This is a genomic window from Pseudoalteromonas sp. c7(2019), assembly GCF_011378625.1.
Taxonomy (GTDB): Bacteria; Pseudomonadota; Gammaproteobacteria; order Enterobacterales; family Alteromonadaceae; genus Pseudoalteromonas; species Pseudoalteromonas arctica.
The window spans coordinates 1-18,306 of sequence record NZ_WTKS01000021.1; the positions used below are offsets into that span (position 1 = coordinate 1).

Genomic DNA, 18,306 nt, shown 5'->3' on the forward strand with positions numbered 1-18,306 from the left:
AGGCTACGATTTAGCAAAATCTCTTGAGTCAGACTTGTGATCAAGAGACAGCTTTATAGCGGCTTTTTATTTTCTGTATTTTCATGCAGTTCGAGTTTTGGTGCACTCATACCTTTGAGTAACCGACCAAATATATCAGCGCCGGTAATAATGCGCTTCACATCACTCCACACTAACACCACGTCGTGATCAATGGCCCCATCAAACGATTTATCTAAAGAATGACTAGCCCGTATTTTTAAAATAACTTCACTCAGGCGCATCGCTTCATCAGCAACAATAATAGGTCTGTGGCAATAATGATAAGGGTCGAACGTCTCTGGTTCAAACAAGGCTGAACGTAAAAAGCCGTCAGCATCTACCACTAATAAAGGCCAACCGTCTTCATTGGTAATGATCACCCAGTTATAACCTGACTTATGTAGTTTTCGTAAAAACTCATTATCAGTCGTTAATGTAAGGTCTGGGAAAATAGGCAAATCAAGCTTAGTAGGCAAAGCAATAATAGAGTCTGGATCAATTACCTCACCCTCTTTGGTTACGCTTATTTCATCTAAGCTAAAAAAGTTAAGCGCGCCTATTCCCTCAACGTGCTGAACATCAGCCTCTTCTGCTTCTATGTGTTTGCGAATAATACCTCTGAGCTCACTTTCAGCAAAGTACGTAATCCCCTCTTTACCTAACCATGCATCGAGAATTAAAGCTGTTGGCTTAGCAACTATATAAAACAGAATCTGATAAAACTTAATTAACGGCGAAAGTAGGCTCGCCATTTTTAGCGCATTACGCGAAAAATAAGCCTGCGGTGTTATTTCACCAATAATAGTAATTGCGATAGTTGAGAATAAAAACGAACTTGCGCCCATTAATACCGAATCAGAAAGTAGTGTAAGTAGTACGTTAATACCTACGTTGCCCCACAAAATAGTCGATAATAAAAAGTTAGAGTCGTTTCGAAGGGCCATCACCTTTATGGCCGCCTCGTTCCCTTTTGCACTTTCCATTTCGAGCTGAAGCCTACTTAGTGAAAAAAACGCTAAGTTTAAGCCCGAAAATATTGCTGACTGTGAAATACACAAAGCAATTGCACACCAAATCATGACTTCAAAGGTCATTGTATTTTCCTGTTAGTAATACCAATCCGCAATAATACTTAATCAATTTGAGGGGTTAAATCTGACGCTAACTACGTTAAAAATTTCTGATATAGAACAACTAAATAACGAAATTTTTGCCTTGTTATCGACACGATTTTCTTCCCTCAAGATAGATCACTTAATTAAGCGAATTGGCATAAGGCTTATAAAAGCAATAAACTGCCTAAACCTAAAAAGGTAACAAACCCAACAATATCGGTAACGGTAGTTAAAATTACCGAACCAGATAACGCAGGATCAATTTTCATTTTGTCTAAAATAGACGGAATAACAACACCTGCTAGTGACGCAGCGACTAAATTCAATAATATGGCTACCGTAATCGTAATACTGAGCATTAAATCGTTAAACCATAAAAAGGTAAGTAGGCCTATTACAAACGCCCATACCAAGCCATTTACAGCGCCAACACGTAGCTCTTTTTTAAGTAACGCATTGCGGTTTGAATCTGTAACCTGTCCAAGCGCTAAACCACGCACAATAACGGTTAATGTTTGACTACCTGCGATCCCGCCCATAGAAGCAACCACTGGCATTAATACAGCTAGTGCTACAACCTGTTCTATAGTTGCGCCAAATAAACCGATGAACCAAGACGCTAAAAAGGCAGTAGCTAAGTTAATACCTAACCATATACCACGGTTTTTAGCACTTTTTCGCACACTTGCGAACAGGTCTTCGTCTTCACGTAAACCACCGGCTTTAGCGGCTGCTTCATCAGCAATTTCTTGTCGTAATTCATAAGCAGAGGCAATGGTTAATCGCCCAAGTAATTTGTTATCAGCATTAACCACTGGCAGTGCCATTTTTTCACTGTGGATCACCACTTCTGCCGCTTCATATAAATCATCATCAGCATGGAGCGATGAAAAGTCATGATTTGCCAATGTCATTAAGTTATCGGTGTCGCTGGCTTTTATTAAATCATTTACCGCAACCTCACCTATTAAACTACCCTTGCGGCTTACTAAATAAATAACTTCACTGTATTGCGGTAAACCTTTATGTAGCAATTTTTTAGCACCACCGGCTGTTAGCTTCTCCGATACTTTTAAAAAGTCAAAACCTAACCAGTGACCAAGTTGTTCTGGCGGGTATTGCTGCGCTAAATCATATTGTTTGGTTTGCGCTTCATCGAGTTGCTTTTTTGCATACTCAACAAATCGCTCTGGTATAACTTCTTCAAGTTCCAGTAGCTCTTCTACATTAACTTCATCAAGAAGCTTAAAAGCCTCAGTGTCTTCTAGTGTTTGCAGCAACCACAAGCAACTATCTTCACTTAAATTAACAAAAATTTCGTGTTGCGTGTCTTCGTCAAGCAACTGCCAAATTTCAAGTCGTTGTTCTTTTGGTATCGCCTCAAAAAGTAATGACAGGTGCTCTGTTGAAAGCGTTAACTGCGCATCTGCTAATAATTTATTTTTGCGTTCTGTTGTATCGCATTGCAATAAATCATTTATGAGCTGTGGAAGTTGGTCTACCGGATACTCAATCATCTTAAAACCTTAAAATTTAAAAGCGCACATTATTTATAGTCTACTTGAACAATAAAAAATTGCAGAAAAAACGTGAACTTATTAAGCATGCGCAAGCTATTTTTGCGCATTGTATGGGCAAACTAAATGCAGTACTAATATTTATTTTAAAAAATTAAAAAAACAGTAAAAGGAATTGTTTTTGAGGGATTAAACAACAAGTAAGCAAACCAAAGGGATTACTTATAATAAAAAAAATCCCATATTAGCTAGGCTAATATGGGCAAAATCACACAATGAATTAGGTGTTTTTTAAATTACGGTTTGTGCTTTAAATTAAAGTCTATCAGTAATATTTCGTACTAAGTCTGAATCTACAAATTGAGTAATAAGTGCAGCGCCCCACGCATAGCCACGCTGTATTGGGTAACCTTTAAAAATCCAGCGTTTACGCACGTGATTAAAGCGCTCTAAATAGTCTTGCTTTTTTTGTGGTAGAGGTTGCTCACCCAATTTATTCCATGCTTTATATACACCTGACATATCAGACCCTCGCATAAAGCGTTGCAACCAGCGCGGAAAACGTGAAAAGCTAATAGTGGACTGAAAATCAATAAAATAAGGTTTACCGTCTGCGCCGCATAAAATATTACCCATATTACGCAAGTCTAAATGCACGATGCCTTTGCGATGCATTTTTGCTACTTGACGCTCAAGCTCACTAAAAAAGTTAACAGGTAGTGTTTTGTCTTCATGAATTAAAGCGCGCAGTGGCGTGCCTTCAATATAGTTATAAGCAACCGCTATCGGCGACAATCTACAAAAGCGGTTAGCAACTGCATCAAGCTCTGCTAAACGGCTCAACCCTTTATACTCTTGATTTACCGATAGTCGCGCAAATGTTTTGCGGATAAACCAGGGGCTTTGGCTAAAATCTTTAACAATTAAATCAAATTCATTATCTTTATATCGATACACAATCGCGTTAGCAAAACGTCCCTTATGGACAACACTTAAGTGATGTTGCATAAAAGTATGTTCTGGATGTTGCTGCTGTAATTGTACTAACAAATTATTTTCAATCATAACAAACCTAACAAGATGATAACTTTAATTGCCTAGGCAACTATATTATCAAAGTTAGATTCTACGCACAATCAGATCAACTAATTAGCACGCTAACTTTCTGTTGAAACAGTATCGCTATTTTATTGATAATCTATTTGTGGGGGGAATTTCGGGTAATGTATCTAGATTATTTATAGCTTTAAATAATAAGTCTATTATTTGATTTTTTTCTGGCTCTGAAAAACCATTTAATGCTTGAGCATAGACTTCGTTTACTACAGGCATTATTTCTGGACAAAGAGCTTTACCTTTTTCACTTAAACACAAAATAGTTGAGCGCTTATCAAGCTCACATTGCGTTTTAATAATGAGTCCTTTTTCTTCAAGTCGGTTTAGTAAGCGGCTCATAGCGCCACGATCATAAACCATATACTCACAAAGTCCTGCAAGCGTATTAACCGACTCTCTCGCAAGTAGTACAACCACAATATATTGCGCAGAAGTTAAGTCCATAGGAAGTAACTTGGCATCAACATGAATGGCTAATCTCGAGCGTAAAAAAGACACTAAACGCCCCAAGTCTTGCTCTGGCGCTAACTCTTCTCGAGTACAACGTTTAATTGATGGCATGTTTTGCATGGTTATTCCACTGTATAGGTATATTTGCATGCTGATAGACCTTAACACATACAAAAAATTCAATAATTTTTATAAAAACTAAGCAGCTAAAACTAAGCCACAAAAATAAAGCCGCTATTAGCGGCTTTTACTGTAAAGCTTTAAACTTTGTTAAATTTTAAACTGGCCAACAAGCTGGCCTAAGTTTTCACCACGCGCAGCTAAATGCTGGCCTACCGAAGAGGTAGTTTTGCTTGAAATAGTTAGTTCATTAACGATTTCTTGAATGGCAAATACATTACGGTTTATTTCTTCTGTAACGCTACTTTGCTCCAGCGCCGCTGTCGCAATTTGCGTACTCATGTCGTTAATTGATCTAACTGAGGTTGTTACCGCACCTAAACTTTCTGAAATAGCACGAGACGATTCTACTGAGCGATTACAACTATTCTGACTCGCTTGCATTGCGGCTACAGCATCCGATACTAAATTATGTAACTCACTCAACATTTCACTAATCTCTAATGTGCTAACTTGAGTACGACTTGCTAAGCTTCTTACCTCATCAGCAACAACAGCAAACCCTCGCCCTTGCTCACCTGCTCGTGCAGCTTCTATTGCAGCATTAAGTGCAAGTAAATTTGTTTGCTCGGCAATTCCACCAATTACGCTTAGTACACTATTAATCTTTTTAGATTGATCACTGAGTGAATCAACTTGTTCTGCGGCTAGGTTTATCTCGCCCATTAGGTTAGACACCTCACTGAGTGAAATATCAACACACTCTTGAGCTTTAGCAACTTCTTGCGTTGCCGCTTGGGTTGACTCTGCCACTTGATTCGTATTTTGAGCCACCTCATGAGAAGTAGCCGACATTTCGGTAATAGCCGTCGCAACAAGGTCTGTTTCATGATTGTGATTAAGTAGTTTGTCTTCAATTAATCGTGTTTGTGTATTTATATCACTAGAGGCTGTTTTTACATCGTGTGTTACATCAACCACATTGGCAATAATGCCATGTAGCTTACTTACAAACATATTAAATGCTTCGCCAAGTTGGCCTATTTCATCGTTAGTATCAATGTCTAAACGTTTGGTTAAATCGCCCTCACCTTTAGCAATGTCGTCAAGGCTTTGCGCCATACGCTGTATTGGTTTTACCATTGTATTTGCGGCAACTAACGCACATATAATAGTTAACACAACCCAAAATAAAGCAATTAGCAATAAGGTCACTACCTTATCATTCATGTGCTCTTGCATTGCTGTTTGATATTTAAGTAGTTCTGCGTCTATATCATCCATATATGCGCCAGTACCAATCATCCAGTTTGTACCTGGGATCATTGCTGCATAGCCCATTTTTTCAACTAAGCCTGTGGTATTTGGTTTTTGAAAATGATAGTTAAAAGCGCCACCGCCTTTTCTAGCTTGATCTAATAAACCCACTATTATTTTTTTACCGTTAGGGTCAGTCATCCCTATTTTGTTTTGCCCTTCAATAGCATCACCTAATAATGCATGAAAAACACTAACGCCATTTGTGTCGTATATAAAAAAGTAACCACCTTGACCAAATGTTAAATCTCTTAAAGCGTTTTTAGCATCTTGCTCAGAGCCATTTGCTATTTGATAGCGCACAATTTTACTGGCAATTTCCACCTCGGTGCTTAGCAACGTTTGTTTGTCACTTATTAGTTTAGTTTGAAATGCTTCAAAATTTTGTTGCTGATTTTTATTCTCTAAATAATAAGAACTCAGCATCAAGCTAATCAAAAGTAGCATTAAGGGCAATATAGCTAATAACAACAGTTTGTTTTTCAAGCTTAAATTACTCATTATTTCTCCGGGGTATATAAATGCATATATAGCGACAATAGCCAAAAATTAAATTACGGCTGTTTACATTGTTTTATTGGGTTTAAAAGCATAGTAAATAAAAACAAATTGGTGGGAGTAAACTCATACTATGCTCAATTAGCAGATATTATAGTCACAAGGAAGGTATTTGGACACTAAAAACACTGAGACCTTCGTATTAATTAATATATAATTTGCCACTCTTTCATTAGAGATTTAAAGTTCTAGCAGCTGCATTGATCTAAACTTAATTTTATAGCGTACTAAGACGACTAATCACCAGCTATGTAATGAGTTAACGCAGGACTCATGTTAGTATTGATTTTAGGTTCATATAAATAATGAACATATAGATATTAAACTTCCATTAACATATAATAACCCTATATTACTAATACCAAACAACTAGAAAATCGGAACGCATCACTTTGAGCCACAGTTATAATCTAATAAAAATGAATTATTAATGAAATATATTTTATACCTTGCACTTTTAGTGTCTGCTCATGCATTCTCAGCACCTGTAAATAATAGTATCGCTTTTTACTACTCAGCGCCGATGCCATTAGCCGAAATGACCTTTTATTCTCGCGTTGTAGTCCAGCCTGATCTTGTGACTGAGCACGAACTTAATTGGTTTAAACAGCGTAATATTGCTGTTTATGCTTATTTAAGTGTTGGTGAGTCGTTTAATCAAAGTGAGTCATCACTTAGCATAAACCCCAACTGGAATAGCCACATTGCGGATTTAACATCAGCACATTGGCAACAATATATTGCAAATAGCGCTGCGGCATTAAAAGCACGTGGCTTTAGCGGCTTATTTTTAGATACCCTTGATAGCTATCAGCTATTAGATGCTACACACAGTAAACCCGATCAACAAGCTGGGTTAGTCACCATAATAAGCTCACTATCTGAGACTTTTGACAAGCACCTTATCCTCAACCGGGGCTTTGAGTTATTGCCTAAACTCGCTAATTTAGCCAAAGACTTAGTTGCTGAGGGTTTGTATAGCCACTTTAATCCGACCGACAATAGCTATAAACTGACCAACAAAAACGACCAAGATTGGCTAAGCGCACAATTAAAAACAGCACAAGACTTAGGCCTCAACGTCCAAGTTATTGATTATGCAAAGCCCGATAATCGCCTCGCTATGGCACAAAATATTATAGACGCCGGTTTTAATCCATGGGTAACCGATGGTCACCTGCAAACATGGGGAACATCATCAATTACACCAGTGCCTAGGCGCATCCTAATTCCGTACAACAGTAACGTAAAGCCACTCATTTACACTACCGTACATTTAAAGCTTGCGACCATGATTGAGTATTTGGGGTATATACCTAATTACATAGATATGGCAAAGCGCGATTTACCTTTAGTTGATCCTAGCTTACATGCTGGTATTATTTCGTGGACCTCAAGTGACGCATTTTACACACAAACACTTAATAATTGGCTTGAAGCTAATTTAGGTGTGGTGCCAGAGCTTATTTTAGGCGAGTTACCACAATCAACTAAATTATTATTAAGCTTAGGTATTGAGTCGTTAAACACACTACCTGAAGGTCCATATCAACAAGATAGCTTTGCACCTTGGCTCAAAGGGGAATCCACAACACCTCCCCCTATTGTTAAACCATACTTACTCAAATTAGCAACTGATGCGACTCCTTTAATTACAATAAAATCATCGGATGACACAATAGTTGTACAAGCTGCTAAAACTAAATATGGTGCAGTAGTAGTTGCTCCTTGGCTAATTGATACATTTCCGATGGAAGGCAGCAAATGGGTTATTGATCCGCGTACACTACTAACTCAGGCTATGGGACTACCACCTATATTAGTGCCAGATACAACCACCGAAAGTGGCAGGCGAATGCTTACGCTGCATATCGATGGAGATGGATTTACAAGTGTTGCCCACTACGCAGGTAAGCCTTATTCAGCAGAAGTAATTCGAGATGAAATAATTAAACACTACAAACTACCATTAACGTCATCAGTGATCCAAGCTGACATTGAAGAAGGCGGTATTCATTCTAAACAAAGTGCCAAACTCGAAGGTATTGCGCGTAGTATTTTTAATCTGCCTTACGTAGAAGTTGCTTCACACACTTATAGTCACCCCTATTTCTGGACTGCACTATCTGGGCGAAAAAAAATAGATGAAGACGACACCGATTACGGTTTTCATCTAGATGTACCTGGCTACAACACAATTAGCCTTAAAAAAGAAATTACAGATTCGATAAAATATATTGATGAAAAGCTCACACCTAAAAATAAAAAAACAGTGATGATACTTTGGTCTGGTGATGCAACTCCTGGCCCTAAAGCGCTTGAACTGGCCCGTGACGCTGGTGTGTTAAATGTCAATGGCGGTAATACTGATGTAAATGCTGATAACCCTAGCCTTACACATATATCACCTATTGGCCGACCTGAGCGTGATTTGCTGTATCAAATTTATGCCCCCATATTAAATGAAAATGTTTACACAAACTTATGGCATGGCCCTTATTACGGCTTTAGACGCTTAACTGAAACATTCGAAATAACAGAAAAACCATATAGGTTAAAGCCTTACACTATTTATTATCACTTTTACTCAGGCGAAGTTCTTGCGGGTTTAGACGCTCTTAAACACAACATAGATTATGTTTTAGCAAGACCAAATACGCCTGTGCATTTAAGCCATTATGCAAAAGTAGCAAAAGATTTTTACTTTTCTGCACTTGCAAAAAACAGTAATAATGAATGGTTATTTAGCTCAAAGTACATTCGTACTCTACGAATACCTACCGATTTTGATGTGCCAAACATAGCTCAAAGTGAAGGTGTATCTGGTGTAACTGAAAAAGGTGACTACATACACGTTATAAATAACATAGCTCGCCTTAGCTTTGATCACAGCCAAAATAGTAAAAAACCTTATTTAGCGTCTGCAAATGTTGTTATTAATAACTGGCAAGTTAACGGGCCTGTTAGTTTTAAAGCGTGGGTACCCGCTTCACTCGATTTAATGAATGCACGCTCTTGCGAATTTGTATCTGGTTTGGGTGAGCGCTTTAAAGGTATTAATCGAGGTAAATTAACACATTTTGAAATACCTACAGGTGACTTTTATGGTTACCTTAACTGCAACGGAGCCGCACTATAATGAATACTAAAAAGCGCCCTCAGTTAATTTCTATAAAAACAATATTAGCGATACTAGCTGTAAGTTGTTTTGCACTTTATGCATTATTTCCTCACACCTTATTTTTTGAAGATGATGCACTTTCGCAAGATTATACCTTTGAAAAATCGTACCTTAATGCAGCGCTCAACACAGAGCCCGACAACGAAAAGCTTCGCGCAAAGTTGGTTGAGCTACATATAGGGCTTAGTGAGTATTCACAAGCCACTAACGAGCTTGAAAAGCTACCTAGAGGTGAGCGCAAAGCGACGCTTGAAATAAAGCTGCTTTACTCATTATGGCTAGCAAGCGGGGCTAGTATTGACGACCGCTTTGAAGAGCTATCTTTAAAAATAGGTGCTCATAAAAATTGGAACGAACAAATACTAACTATTGCAAAAGCAGTTGGGTTAAACGCAAAAGTTGCTCAGTACTATCAAAAAAATAAACAGCCACTCCTTGCAGCCGATTACTGGTTAAGCGCAGGGGAACCTGACAAAGCACTCGCAATTTATAAAATAAATATAAATGCTGACATTGCAGCTAAAGCGATTGAAACTGCACTGGGCGCAAATAACCCGATTCAAGCTTATTCATGGTGGAAAACCTATGGCGACCAAGCCGATGTTAAACGCACCCTTTATTTAGCTAACCTAGCTGGCAACACAGAAGATGCAGCTCAAGCCATTGAAAGCTTATTAAAAGCTGAGCCAAATAACACCGACTACTTAACAAAAGCAATGCACCTGCGTTTAGCAAATGGAAATGCAAAAGGGGCAGAACAATTACTCGCAAAGTTATTACTACAGAGCCCAGATGACAAAGAGCTACATTTATTAAATTGGAAGATAAAGCGCTGGCAAAACAAGCCTAAAGAAGCTCTTCGAGAATTTAAATGGCTAATGTCTAACAAAGCAGTAACTCCTGCGATGCTTACCGACAGTATTAACGATGCCACCGCTTTATATTTATACCAAGATGCTAATGATATATACGAATACAAGGCGCAAAACAGAAGTCTGAAAGGCAATGGTTTTGCTAATTGGATGCAAGCTAACGAATTTATTGGTAACACAAAGCAAGAGTTAAACAATATTGAACGCTTTGAGCAAATAAATGGTAAAAGTGTATTATCACAATACTGGAAAGCAAAAGTGCTTCACGATACTGGTAATTTAAAAGCCTTAAGAGTCTTGTGGCCTACATATAAAGGGCCTAAAAATGAAGAAGATTTACTTTGGATTGCCCGCGCATTTTGGCTAGAAGATGACTTTGCTACAGCTCTGCAAGTGCTAAAAAGTAAACAACAAAGTTCTGATGATGAGTTTTGGAGCGCCAATGTAGACATGGCAATGCGAGTCCAAGACAAAGCTCATGAGCTATATGCATTAGAACAGTTACAAAAAATAAGCCCTTTAAGCGTAGGCGACATGCTGCACTACCAACAATTACGCTTTGAAGGTCGGCCTCAGGAGCTTCTTGATTATTTATGGAAAAGCGAGTCGCAAACTGACCGTCAATTGATTCAAATTGCATTATTAAGTACACAAGTAAATGATGCTAAATCAGTTGCACGTATTCATGCTGAACTTGATAAGCAGCGCTACAATAAAGCCCTCTACCCTGCTTGGTTAATTCTATCAAATTGGTATCAAAACCAAAGTGATTTAAATTCAGCTTATACAACTTTAAACCGCGCCGCTAAATTAAGTGAATATGACTCTGATGTTGTGCTTGCACAAGGTTGGTTAGCGCTGCAAATGCACGACACCGTGATGATTAGCCGCATTTTAGCTCGCTATTCTGAAAGTGATCCTTCCTATGCGTGGACCCAGCTATTAGCAAGCTTATCTATTCACGAGAAGTCATATAACAGTGCTTACTTTTATTTGCGTAAATTGGCCATTGCAGATCCAAGTGACTTAACAACACTGGTTAACTTAGCCGATGTAATGAAACAACTTGGCTACTATGCAAATGCTGCTGAACTTAATCACTATTTACTGCAACACTTACCTAAAGATAAATATGCATACAGAGGCCTAATGTTCCGCTGGGCGGGCGCGATGGCTGTTCCTCATTTAATGCAATTAAACACAATGGAAGAACTTGCCCCCGACACTATTGGTGAACCTCAAACAAACTGGTGGTTAGCGCGCAGGGCTGCACAAAAATTAGAGCCATGGCAAAAGCTACAACTTTATATGACCAACGGCGAATTTAATAAAGCGAAACAGCTTATAGCTGAAGGTTCACTAAGCAAATTAGATGAGCTAAACGCCCTACTCTATTTAAAACAACCCTATGCCACCATGCAACGTTGGTACGAAGAACTCACTGGCGAACCAAATGAATCGCAATTGAGTTTACTCAGAAATGCACGTGCATCCTACTTTAGGGCGCTTGAAATAAACCTATCACCAGAGGCTGGATTAAACAGTAGCCAGTACGATGTAAACGTTTATTTTCCTTATGCTAATGGGCAATGGAAATTAAGTTTAAGTAATCAGCAAAATCTTGATAACAACGGATTACTGTTTGCGATAGAAGATAAGATGACATTTGGTCGTTGGTATTTTGATGCAAAAATAGATTCTCACCAAGGTAGCTTAGTTAGCCGTCAAGGTTTTAGCTTAGACTCTCGTTATCAATGGGATTCGCGTACACAGGTAGGTTTAAAGCTTGAATATAATGTTGAAAACCGCCAATCAGAAGCGCTACTTAGTTATGCTCAGCTAGATAAAGCCACGGCCTATGTTAACTACAATATTGATGGTAGACAAAACGTACAGCTATCAGCAGCAGCGATGTCTTTTTCTCGAAGAAGCGATGGCAGCTCACTAATAAACGGCCAAGAATACAATGCACGTTACCAATACAGCATTTTAAAAGACCGTCCAATTTGGAACGCTTATTTTAGTGCGCAATGGCAAGACTTTGAACGTGTAAATGCATTAATAAATACAGAATCAAGACCTCTAAGAGTTGACCTTCAACCATTTAGACGTTTTGCACTAGGGACCTCATTTGCTTCAACGGGTTCTTTAGAACCTCCTTATTTAGGTGCAAGCCCTTCATGGTTATTTGATATAAGTACTGGCTATCAAACACTTAACGATACAGTAGATGTATCAGTTTCAAGTGGCGCTGGTTGGTCTGTACTGGGCGATGATTTATTTAAATTACAGCTGGGTTACCAAAGTAGTAATAAAGTGGGTAACTCAGATACACAATTACAATTAGGTTATTACGTACATTTTTAATGTTAGGAGAGAGTATGTTTCGTTTAATTATACCGTGTTTGGTATTACTATTATCAGCATGTACCACCAGCAGAGTTGCTGATGATGTAGAGCTTAGCCCTTCAAAAATTGTGGCATTAATGCCACTTGTTAATCATGCTCAAACACCGCTTGCAGGTGAGCGTGCTGAAGATATTTTAGCCAGTATTTGGCAACAAAATAAATTACCAACTCTTATACGCGCACCTCGCGTAAACACCAAAGAGCTTCCACCGCTGGATGATCAATACCGTTTAGACAATGCTATGCAATGGTTAAGCACTCAACAAGCTGACTATGTACTAACAGGCAGCATTGAAGAGTGGCGCTACAAAGCTGGGCTTGACGGCGAACCCGTTGTTGCACTTACATTATCACTCACTGAAAATGGACAAACAACACCGATTTGGACGGGTACTATTGCTAAAAGTGGTTGGGGCCGCGATAGCATTGCAGCAACAGCACAAGATGTGATTGCCGATTTAATTTCTTATATAGAGGTTAGTGAGTGAAAACACATTTCCTTAGACCAAGAGACGTTCCTGAGCTACAAATATGGGCTGAGGTATTTATATTTACCGCGCTTGCTTTAGGGCTGCCTGTATTATTTAACGCAGAGGACCCATTTTGGACTGAGGGAGGGTTTTCGTGGCCTGTACTTGGCCCACTTTTAGTTTCTCTACGTTATGGCTTTTCAAAAGGCTTTATTAGTATTTTATGTTTGCTTGTTGGTCAACTTTTTTTACTTCAAGCAAATATTTTATCACCACAAAGCGACTTCAATATTAACGCCATGATTGGCTACATTATTGTAATTATGATCACTGGCGAATTCAGGGATGTGTGGGAACGTACTAATCAACAACAAAGTATTCAGCTTGAGTACGTAACAGATCGCCTTGAAACATTTACTCGTCAGTATCACTTAATTAATTCATCTCACGATAGAATAGAGCAAATGCTTGCTGGCCATACGTTAAGTTTGCGTGAATCGCTACAAGCAGTAAGAACCTCTATCGGGCTATTAAAAGAAAGAAGGCTTGATAGCGCAGCGCAAAAAATAATCGACCTATTCGTTGAATATGGTTTATTAGAAAGAGCGGGTTTATATAAAGTTGAAAACGACACTGTTTTAGAGCCTCCACTTGCCTCTATTGGCCAAATGGGTCAAATAGCTGAAAATGATCCTCTTATATTAGCGATGATTGAAGAAAAAGAATTAGTATCAGTAAAAGACGCAAAAACTGCGTTAGGTATAAGTAAATACCATATGGCAATCCCACTTATCGACGTAAATAATACAATTTATGGCGCTATTTTAGTTGAAAGAGTACAATTTTTTGCACTTAAAAATACCACTCTTACACTACTTGCTGTTATGGCTGGGCATATTGGCGACCTACTGCGCCATGAAATAACAAACCCAGTAATGACGTATGAAGAGTCTCCATACTTTATTCGCCAAGTTAAACGCGCGAATAAAGAAGCAAAACGATACAACATTCCATCGCAGCTGCTAAAAATAAAAGCCAATAATATTACTGATAAATCGACTCAACTTATGAGTTATTTAAGTGAAGCACGCCGTGGTTTAGACATTTATTTGTATGATAATCAAAATCAGGTATTACTGCTATTAATGCCATTAGCTGATGAACTTGAAAAAGCAGGCTTTATTGCCCGAATGAACACCTGGTGTAAAGAGCGCACGGGTAACACTTTAGCTGAGCTTGATATTGTTATTGAGCAACAACTTGCACTACCAATAAGCTCAGATGATATAAAGAGATTGGTTTCACTTTCATGATTATAATTATTGTAGCGGCTATTTTAGGGTGTATTTGCCAGTACTTTGCACTAATAGAAGTACTGGAAACACCTAATTGGTTTTTAGCTATATTATTGCATGCTATTGCTAGCATCCTTTTTGCTATTGTTAGTTATGTTTTTATACCTAAAAAATACAAAACGACTCCTTATAGCTCTTTGTTACTCATGTTTTTATTATTGTTTACATTACCCGTACTTGGAATTATAGGTGTTGTAGTAGCGCTTACGTTTGCTCTTTGTAAACCTCTCAAAAACGACGAGATAGAAATAGAAGAGCATAAAATACCTGAGCTTCCTTTTGAAGCCAGAGCAATATCAGCAAACCCGACCTATTCTATTGGCGGACTTAAAGCAATTTTGAAGCACGCTAATGAGCCAAATAAACGTTTAAATGCTGTAATGGCAGCTCGTCACATGAGTGACTCACAAGCAATTCCTATTTTAAAGCTAGCACTTAAAGATTTAGAAGATGATATTCGGCTACTCGCCTACTCAACCCTTGATGGTAAAGAAACCAAACTCAACGAAAAAATCAGTTTGTATCAGCAAGAAATAGCCGTTACGACTAAGCAGCCTAAATTGAGCCATTTACAAAAACAGCTAGCCGAACTGTATTGGGAACTTAGCTATTTGGGTTTAGCCCAAGGTGCACTGCGTAAATATGTTTTAGAAAAAGCAGAAGCACTTGCAGAGCAAAGTATTGAGCACGTAAAAACACCTGCAACCTTTATATTTTTAGGCCGTATATCTTTAGCCTTAGACAAATACGAAATAGCCCATGAGTACTTACTTAAAGCAACTGAGTTTGGTATGGCAAGGCGTCATGTTCTCCCTTATAAAGCCGAAGTTGCCTTTTGTATGAACAAGTTTGACGACTGTAAACGCTACTTAAAAGAACTCCCAGAACAACCTAAGGGCAGTGAATTACGTCATTTGCAGGAGTATTGGCATGAGTAATAAAAATGCAGACATTTTACTGCTTTTGGAAGGTACCTACCCTTACGTACGTGGTGGTGTATCTAGTTGGGTTCATCAAATAATTGAAGGGTTACCTCATTATAACTTTGAGCTTGTTTTTATAGGTGGAGCACCAGAGCATTATGGCGAGATTCAATATACTTTACCTGAAAACGTTACCAAGCTGCATGTTCATTATTTAGTGGAAAATGACACTTCTGAAATAAAAGCTAAGCATGGCGTTAAATATAAAAAAGAGCTCTTTGATTTCTGGCAACAACTACAAAATTATTTTAGAGATTGTAACGAGCCTATCCCGACTGAATTGTTAAAATTTGCATTTGAAACTTTGGCTAAAAAAGACGGTATTAACGAAGCCGACTTTTTATATAGTGAATCATCGTGGCAAGTGCTCACCAATTACTATTCAACTTTTTGTGATGAATCCTCTTTTATTGACTTTTTTTGGTCATATCGCAATTTATATAAACCGCTATTTAAAATAGCCGAAATTGCACGTGGACTTCCAAAAGTTAAACTTATTCACTCAATATCTACCGGGTATGCTGGTATTTTAGGATCTGGTGCCAGTGTAATAAGCGATACTCCCTTTTTGTTGACCGAACATGGTATTTACACCAAAGAGAGAAAAATAGATCTTATTCAAGCCAGTTGGATCAAAGAGTCTGAACAAAGCCTAGGTAAAAACTTAAATACCGAGATGGGCTTTATTCGCCGAATGTGGATCAGCTTTTTTGAGCAAATAGGCCGAACAACATATCAAGAAGCAGATAAGATCATTTCGCTATACGACGGTAACAGACAGCGCCAAATAAAAGATGGTGCAGCGCCAGAAAAAGCATTTGTTGTACCTAATGGCATTAAAACAGTGCGCTTTATTGAAGCGCTTGATCAGCGTCCAAAACAGATACCACCGGTTGTTGGGTTAATTGGACGTGTAGTGCCTATAAAAGATATTAAAACCTTTATACGTGCGATTAAAGAAGCGCAATCGATATTACCAGAGGTCGAAGGCTGGATCATCGGCCCTTATGAAGAAGATCCGCAATATTACAAAGAGTGTGAACTACTTGTAGGCAGCCTTGATTTACAAAACAGTGTTAAGTTTTTAGGTATGCAAGATATTACCAAAATTTTGCCTAAGCTCGGAATTGTTGCTTTAACCTCGATTTCCGAAGCGCAGCCTTTAGTACTTTTAGAAGCAATGGCGGCCGGTGTGCCTGTACTTGCTAGTGATGTTGGCTCGTGCCGCGAAATAATCGAAGGCGGAACCGATGAAGATAAAGCATTAGGTAAAGCCGGTGAAGTTGTCTCAATTGCTTCACCTAGCGAAACAGCACAACAAATATCAAACATGCTAACAAATGAGCAAGCTTGGCTTGAGTATCAAAAAAGTGGTTTAGACCGCGTACAAAAATTTTATGACGAGAGCCACATGTTTGCCCGTTACGATAAACTTTATAAGGATACAATGGCATGGCCGGAATAGGTTTTGAGATACGAAAAATTCTCAAAAAAAATACCCTGCTCTCAGTTTTTGAAGCATACGGCTACGCAGGTTTAATAGGCTCAGGCCCCTGGCTGCTCTCTATAGTAGCGTTAATGCTAATTGGTATTTTAAGTTTAGGAATTGTATTACCTAAAGTACTTATTATTCAATTTTTAACGCTTGTTACCTACATGATGGCAGCCTCACTTATTTTAACGGGTGGCTTGCAGTTATTACTAACTCGTTTTATTGCCGATTTGTTTTTTCAAAAAGAAGAGGCAAAAGTACTCCCTAATTTACTTGGTGCGCAACTTTTAACAACAATAGCTGCGTTATTGGTGGGCTTAGCTGTATGGCCTATGCTCCCTATACCCGTTGTTACTAAGATTATAATTTTAGGTGCCTTCGTAAGCTTATGTAATCAGTGGCTTGGCGCTATTTTTCTATCAGGTATGAAAGAATACCGGTTAATTTTAATTACCATGCTAAGTGGTTACGCCTTTATGGTATTGCTTGCATATTTATTAAGAGACTGGCAGTTAGACGGCTTATTTTTTGCGTTTTTTGCTGGCGAAGCACTGCTCTTTTTTAGCTTTTTATTTATGATTATTCGCCGCTACCCAGGTGAAAAACTTATAAGCTTTGACTTTTTAAGCAATAAAAAAGTGTATTACAGCCTATTCTTTTGTGGTCTGTTTTATAACATTGGTGTATGGGCTGATAAAATCATTTTTTGGTATTCTCCAAGCACATCAATTCAAATTATTGGCACATTAAGAGCAAGCCCAATTTATGACTTACCTATATTTTTGGCTTATTTGTCTATTATTCCCGGTATGGCAGTATTTTTAGTAAAAATGGAAACCGACTTTGTAGAAGAGTACGACCGTTTTTACACCGCTATTCGTGGTGGCTCATCTCTTGAAGAGATCTACATATTAAAAGACAGTATGATCCAAACAGCGCGTGCCGGTTTATACGATATATTTAAAATTCAGGGTATTACCGTTGCCTGCTTGTTATTATGGGGTGAGCAAATACTTACCTTTATCGGCATTGATCCAAACTATAAAACGCTTTTATTTATTGATGTAGTCGGTGTAGGGGTACAAGTTATATTTTTATCTATTTTAAATATTTTGTTTTATTTAGATAAACGCTCAACAGTGCTATTTTTAGCGGGGTTATTTTTAGTAATCAATGTTGTTCTAACTTTGTTATCAATTGCTTTTGGGCCGCAGTTTTATGGTTACGGCTTTGCACTCTCAACTATTATTACCTCTGTTGTTGGCTTATTTTGGCTTTCAAAACAATTTGAAGATTTAGAATACGAAACGTTTATGCTGCAATAGCAGGT

At 38.2% G+C, this 18,306-nt stretch carries 12 protein-coding genes; 7 read left to right on the top strand and 5 right to left on the bottom strand.

Features of this window, described 5'->3' with window-relative positions:
- Positions 1-53: 53 nt before the first annotated feature.
- The 5 genes from GQR38_RS18200 to GQR38_RS18220 all read right to left on the bottom strand — a co-directional run bounded on the left by GQR38_RS18200 (position 54) and on the right by GQR38_RS18220 (position 6,157).
- On the bottom strand, positions 54-1,115 hold the full coding sequence (locus tag GQR38_RS18200; RefSeq protein ID WP_165722853.1) for a CNNM domain-containing protein: 1,062 nt from the start codon (positions 1,113-1,115) through the stop codon (positions 54-56).
- A gap of 185 nt (positions 1,116-1,300) precedes the next feature.
- Positions 1,301-2,653 (bottom strand): magnesium transporter, encoded by a 1,353-nt coding sequence (locus GQR38_RS18205; protein ID WP_007584828.1) that lies wholly within the window; start codon positions 2,651-2,653, stop codon positions 1,301-1,303.
- Between the two features lie 315 nt (positions 2,654-2,968).
- On the bottom strand, positions 2,969-3,718 hold the full coding sequence (locus GQR38_RS18210; RefSeq protein ID WP_165722854.1) for a serine/threonine protein kinase: 750 nt from the start codon (positions 3,716-3,718) through the stop codon (positions 2,969-2,971).
- 117 nt (positions 3,719-3,835) lie between these two features.
- Complete coding sequence (locus tag GQR38_RS18215; protein WP_231611873.1) at positions 3,836-4,369, bottom strand: MarR family transcriptional regulator; 534 nt, start codon at positions 4,367-4,369, stop codon at positions 3,836-3,838.
- A gap of 120 nt (positions 4,370-4,489) precedes the next feature.
- The gene (locus GQR38_RS18220) at positions 4,490-6,157 is read right to left on the bottom strand and encodes a methyl-accepting chemotaxis protein (RefSeq protein WP_010554456.1); all 1,668 of its coding nucleotides are present in this window, start codon (positions 6,155-6,157) and stop codon (positions 4,490-4,492) included.
- A gap of 487 nt (positions 6,158-6,644) precedes the next feature.
- Between GQR38_RS18220 and GQR38_RS18225 the strand changes: the two genes are divergently transcribed.
- Genes GQR38_RS18225 through pelG form a run of 7 tightly spaced genes read left to right on the top strand, consistent with a single transcriptional unit; the run spans position 6,645 to position 18,301 of the window.
- The gene (locus GQR38_RS18225) at positions 6,645-9,353 is read left to right on the top strand and encodes an endo alpha-1,4 polygalactosaminidase (protein WP_165722855.1); all 2,709 of its coding nucleotides are present in this window, start codon (positions 6,645-6,647) and stop codon (positions 9,351-9,353) included.
- A complete protein-coding gene (locus tag GQR38_RS18230) occupies positions 9,353-12,634 on the top strand; it encodes a tetratricopeptide repeat protein (protein ID WP_165722856.1) in 3,282 nt (1,093 codons plus the stop codon). Before GQR38_RS18225 ends, GQR38_RS18230 begins: the two co-directional genes overlap by 1 nt.
- Positions 12,635-12,648: 14 nt before the next feature.
- Positions 12,649-13,164 carry a hypothetical protein gene (locus tag GQR38_RS18235; protein ID WP_007584808.1) on the top strand — a complete coding sequence of 172 codons (516 nt, stop codon included), beginning with the start codon at positions 12,649-12,651 and terminating at the stop codon, positions 13,162-13,164.
- A complete protein-coding gene (locus tag GQR38_RS20715) occupies positions 13,161-14,459 on the top strand; it encodes a PelD GGDEF domain-containing protein (protein WP_007584806.1) in 1,299 nt (432 codons plus the stop codon). Before GQR38_RS18235 ends, GQR38_RS20715 begins: the two co-directional genes overlap by 4 nt.
- Positions 14,456-15,439, top strand: a complete 984-nt coding sequence (locus GQR38_RS18245; protein ID WP_165722857.1) for a HEAT repeat domain-containing protein — start codon at positions 14,456-14,458, stop codon at positions 15,437-15,439. Before GQR38_RS20715 ends, GQR38_RS18245 begins: the two co-directional genes overlap by 4 nt.
- Positions 15,432-16,949, top strand: a complete 1,518-nt coding sequence (pelF, locus tag GQR38_RS18250) for a GT4 family glycosyltransferase PelF (RefSeq protein ID WP_165722858.1) — start codon at positions 15,432-15,434, stop codon at positions 16,947-16,949. Before GQR38_RS18245 ends, pelF begins: the two co-directional genes overlap by 8 nt.
- Positions 16,937-18,301: an exopolysaccharide Pel transporter PelG gene (gene pelG, locus GQR38_RS18255; protein ID WP_165722859.1), complete on the top strand. Its 1,365-nt coding sequence runs from the start codon at positions 16,937-16,939 to the stop codon at positions 18,299-18,301. The genes pelF and pelG overlap by 13 nt, the downstream gene beginning before the upstream one ends.
- The last annotated feature ends 5 nt before the right edge of the window (positions 18,302-18,306 follow it).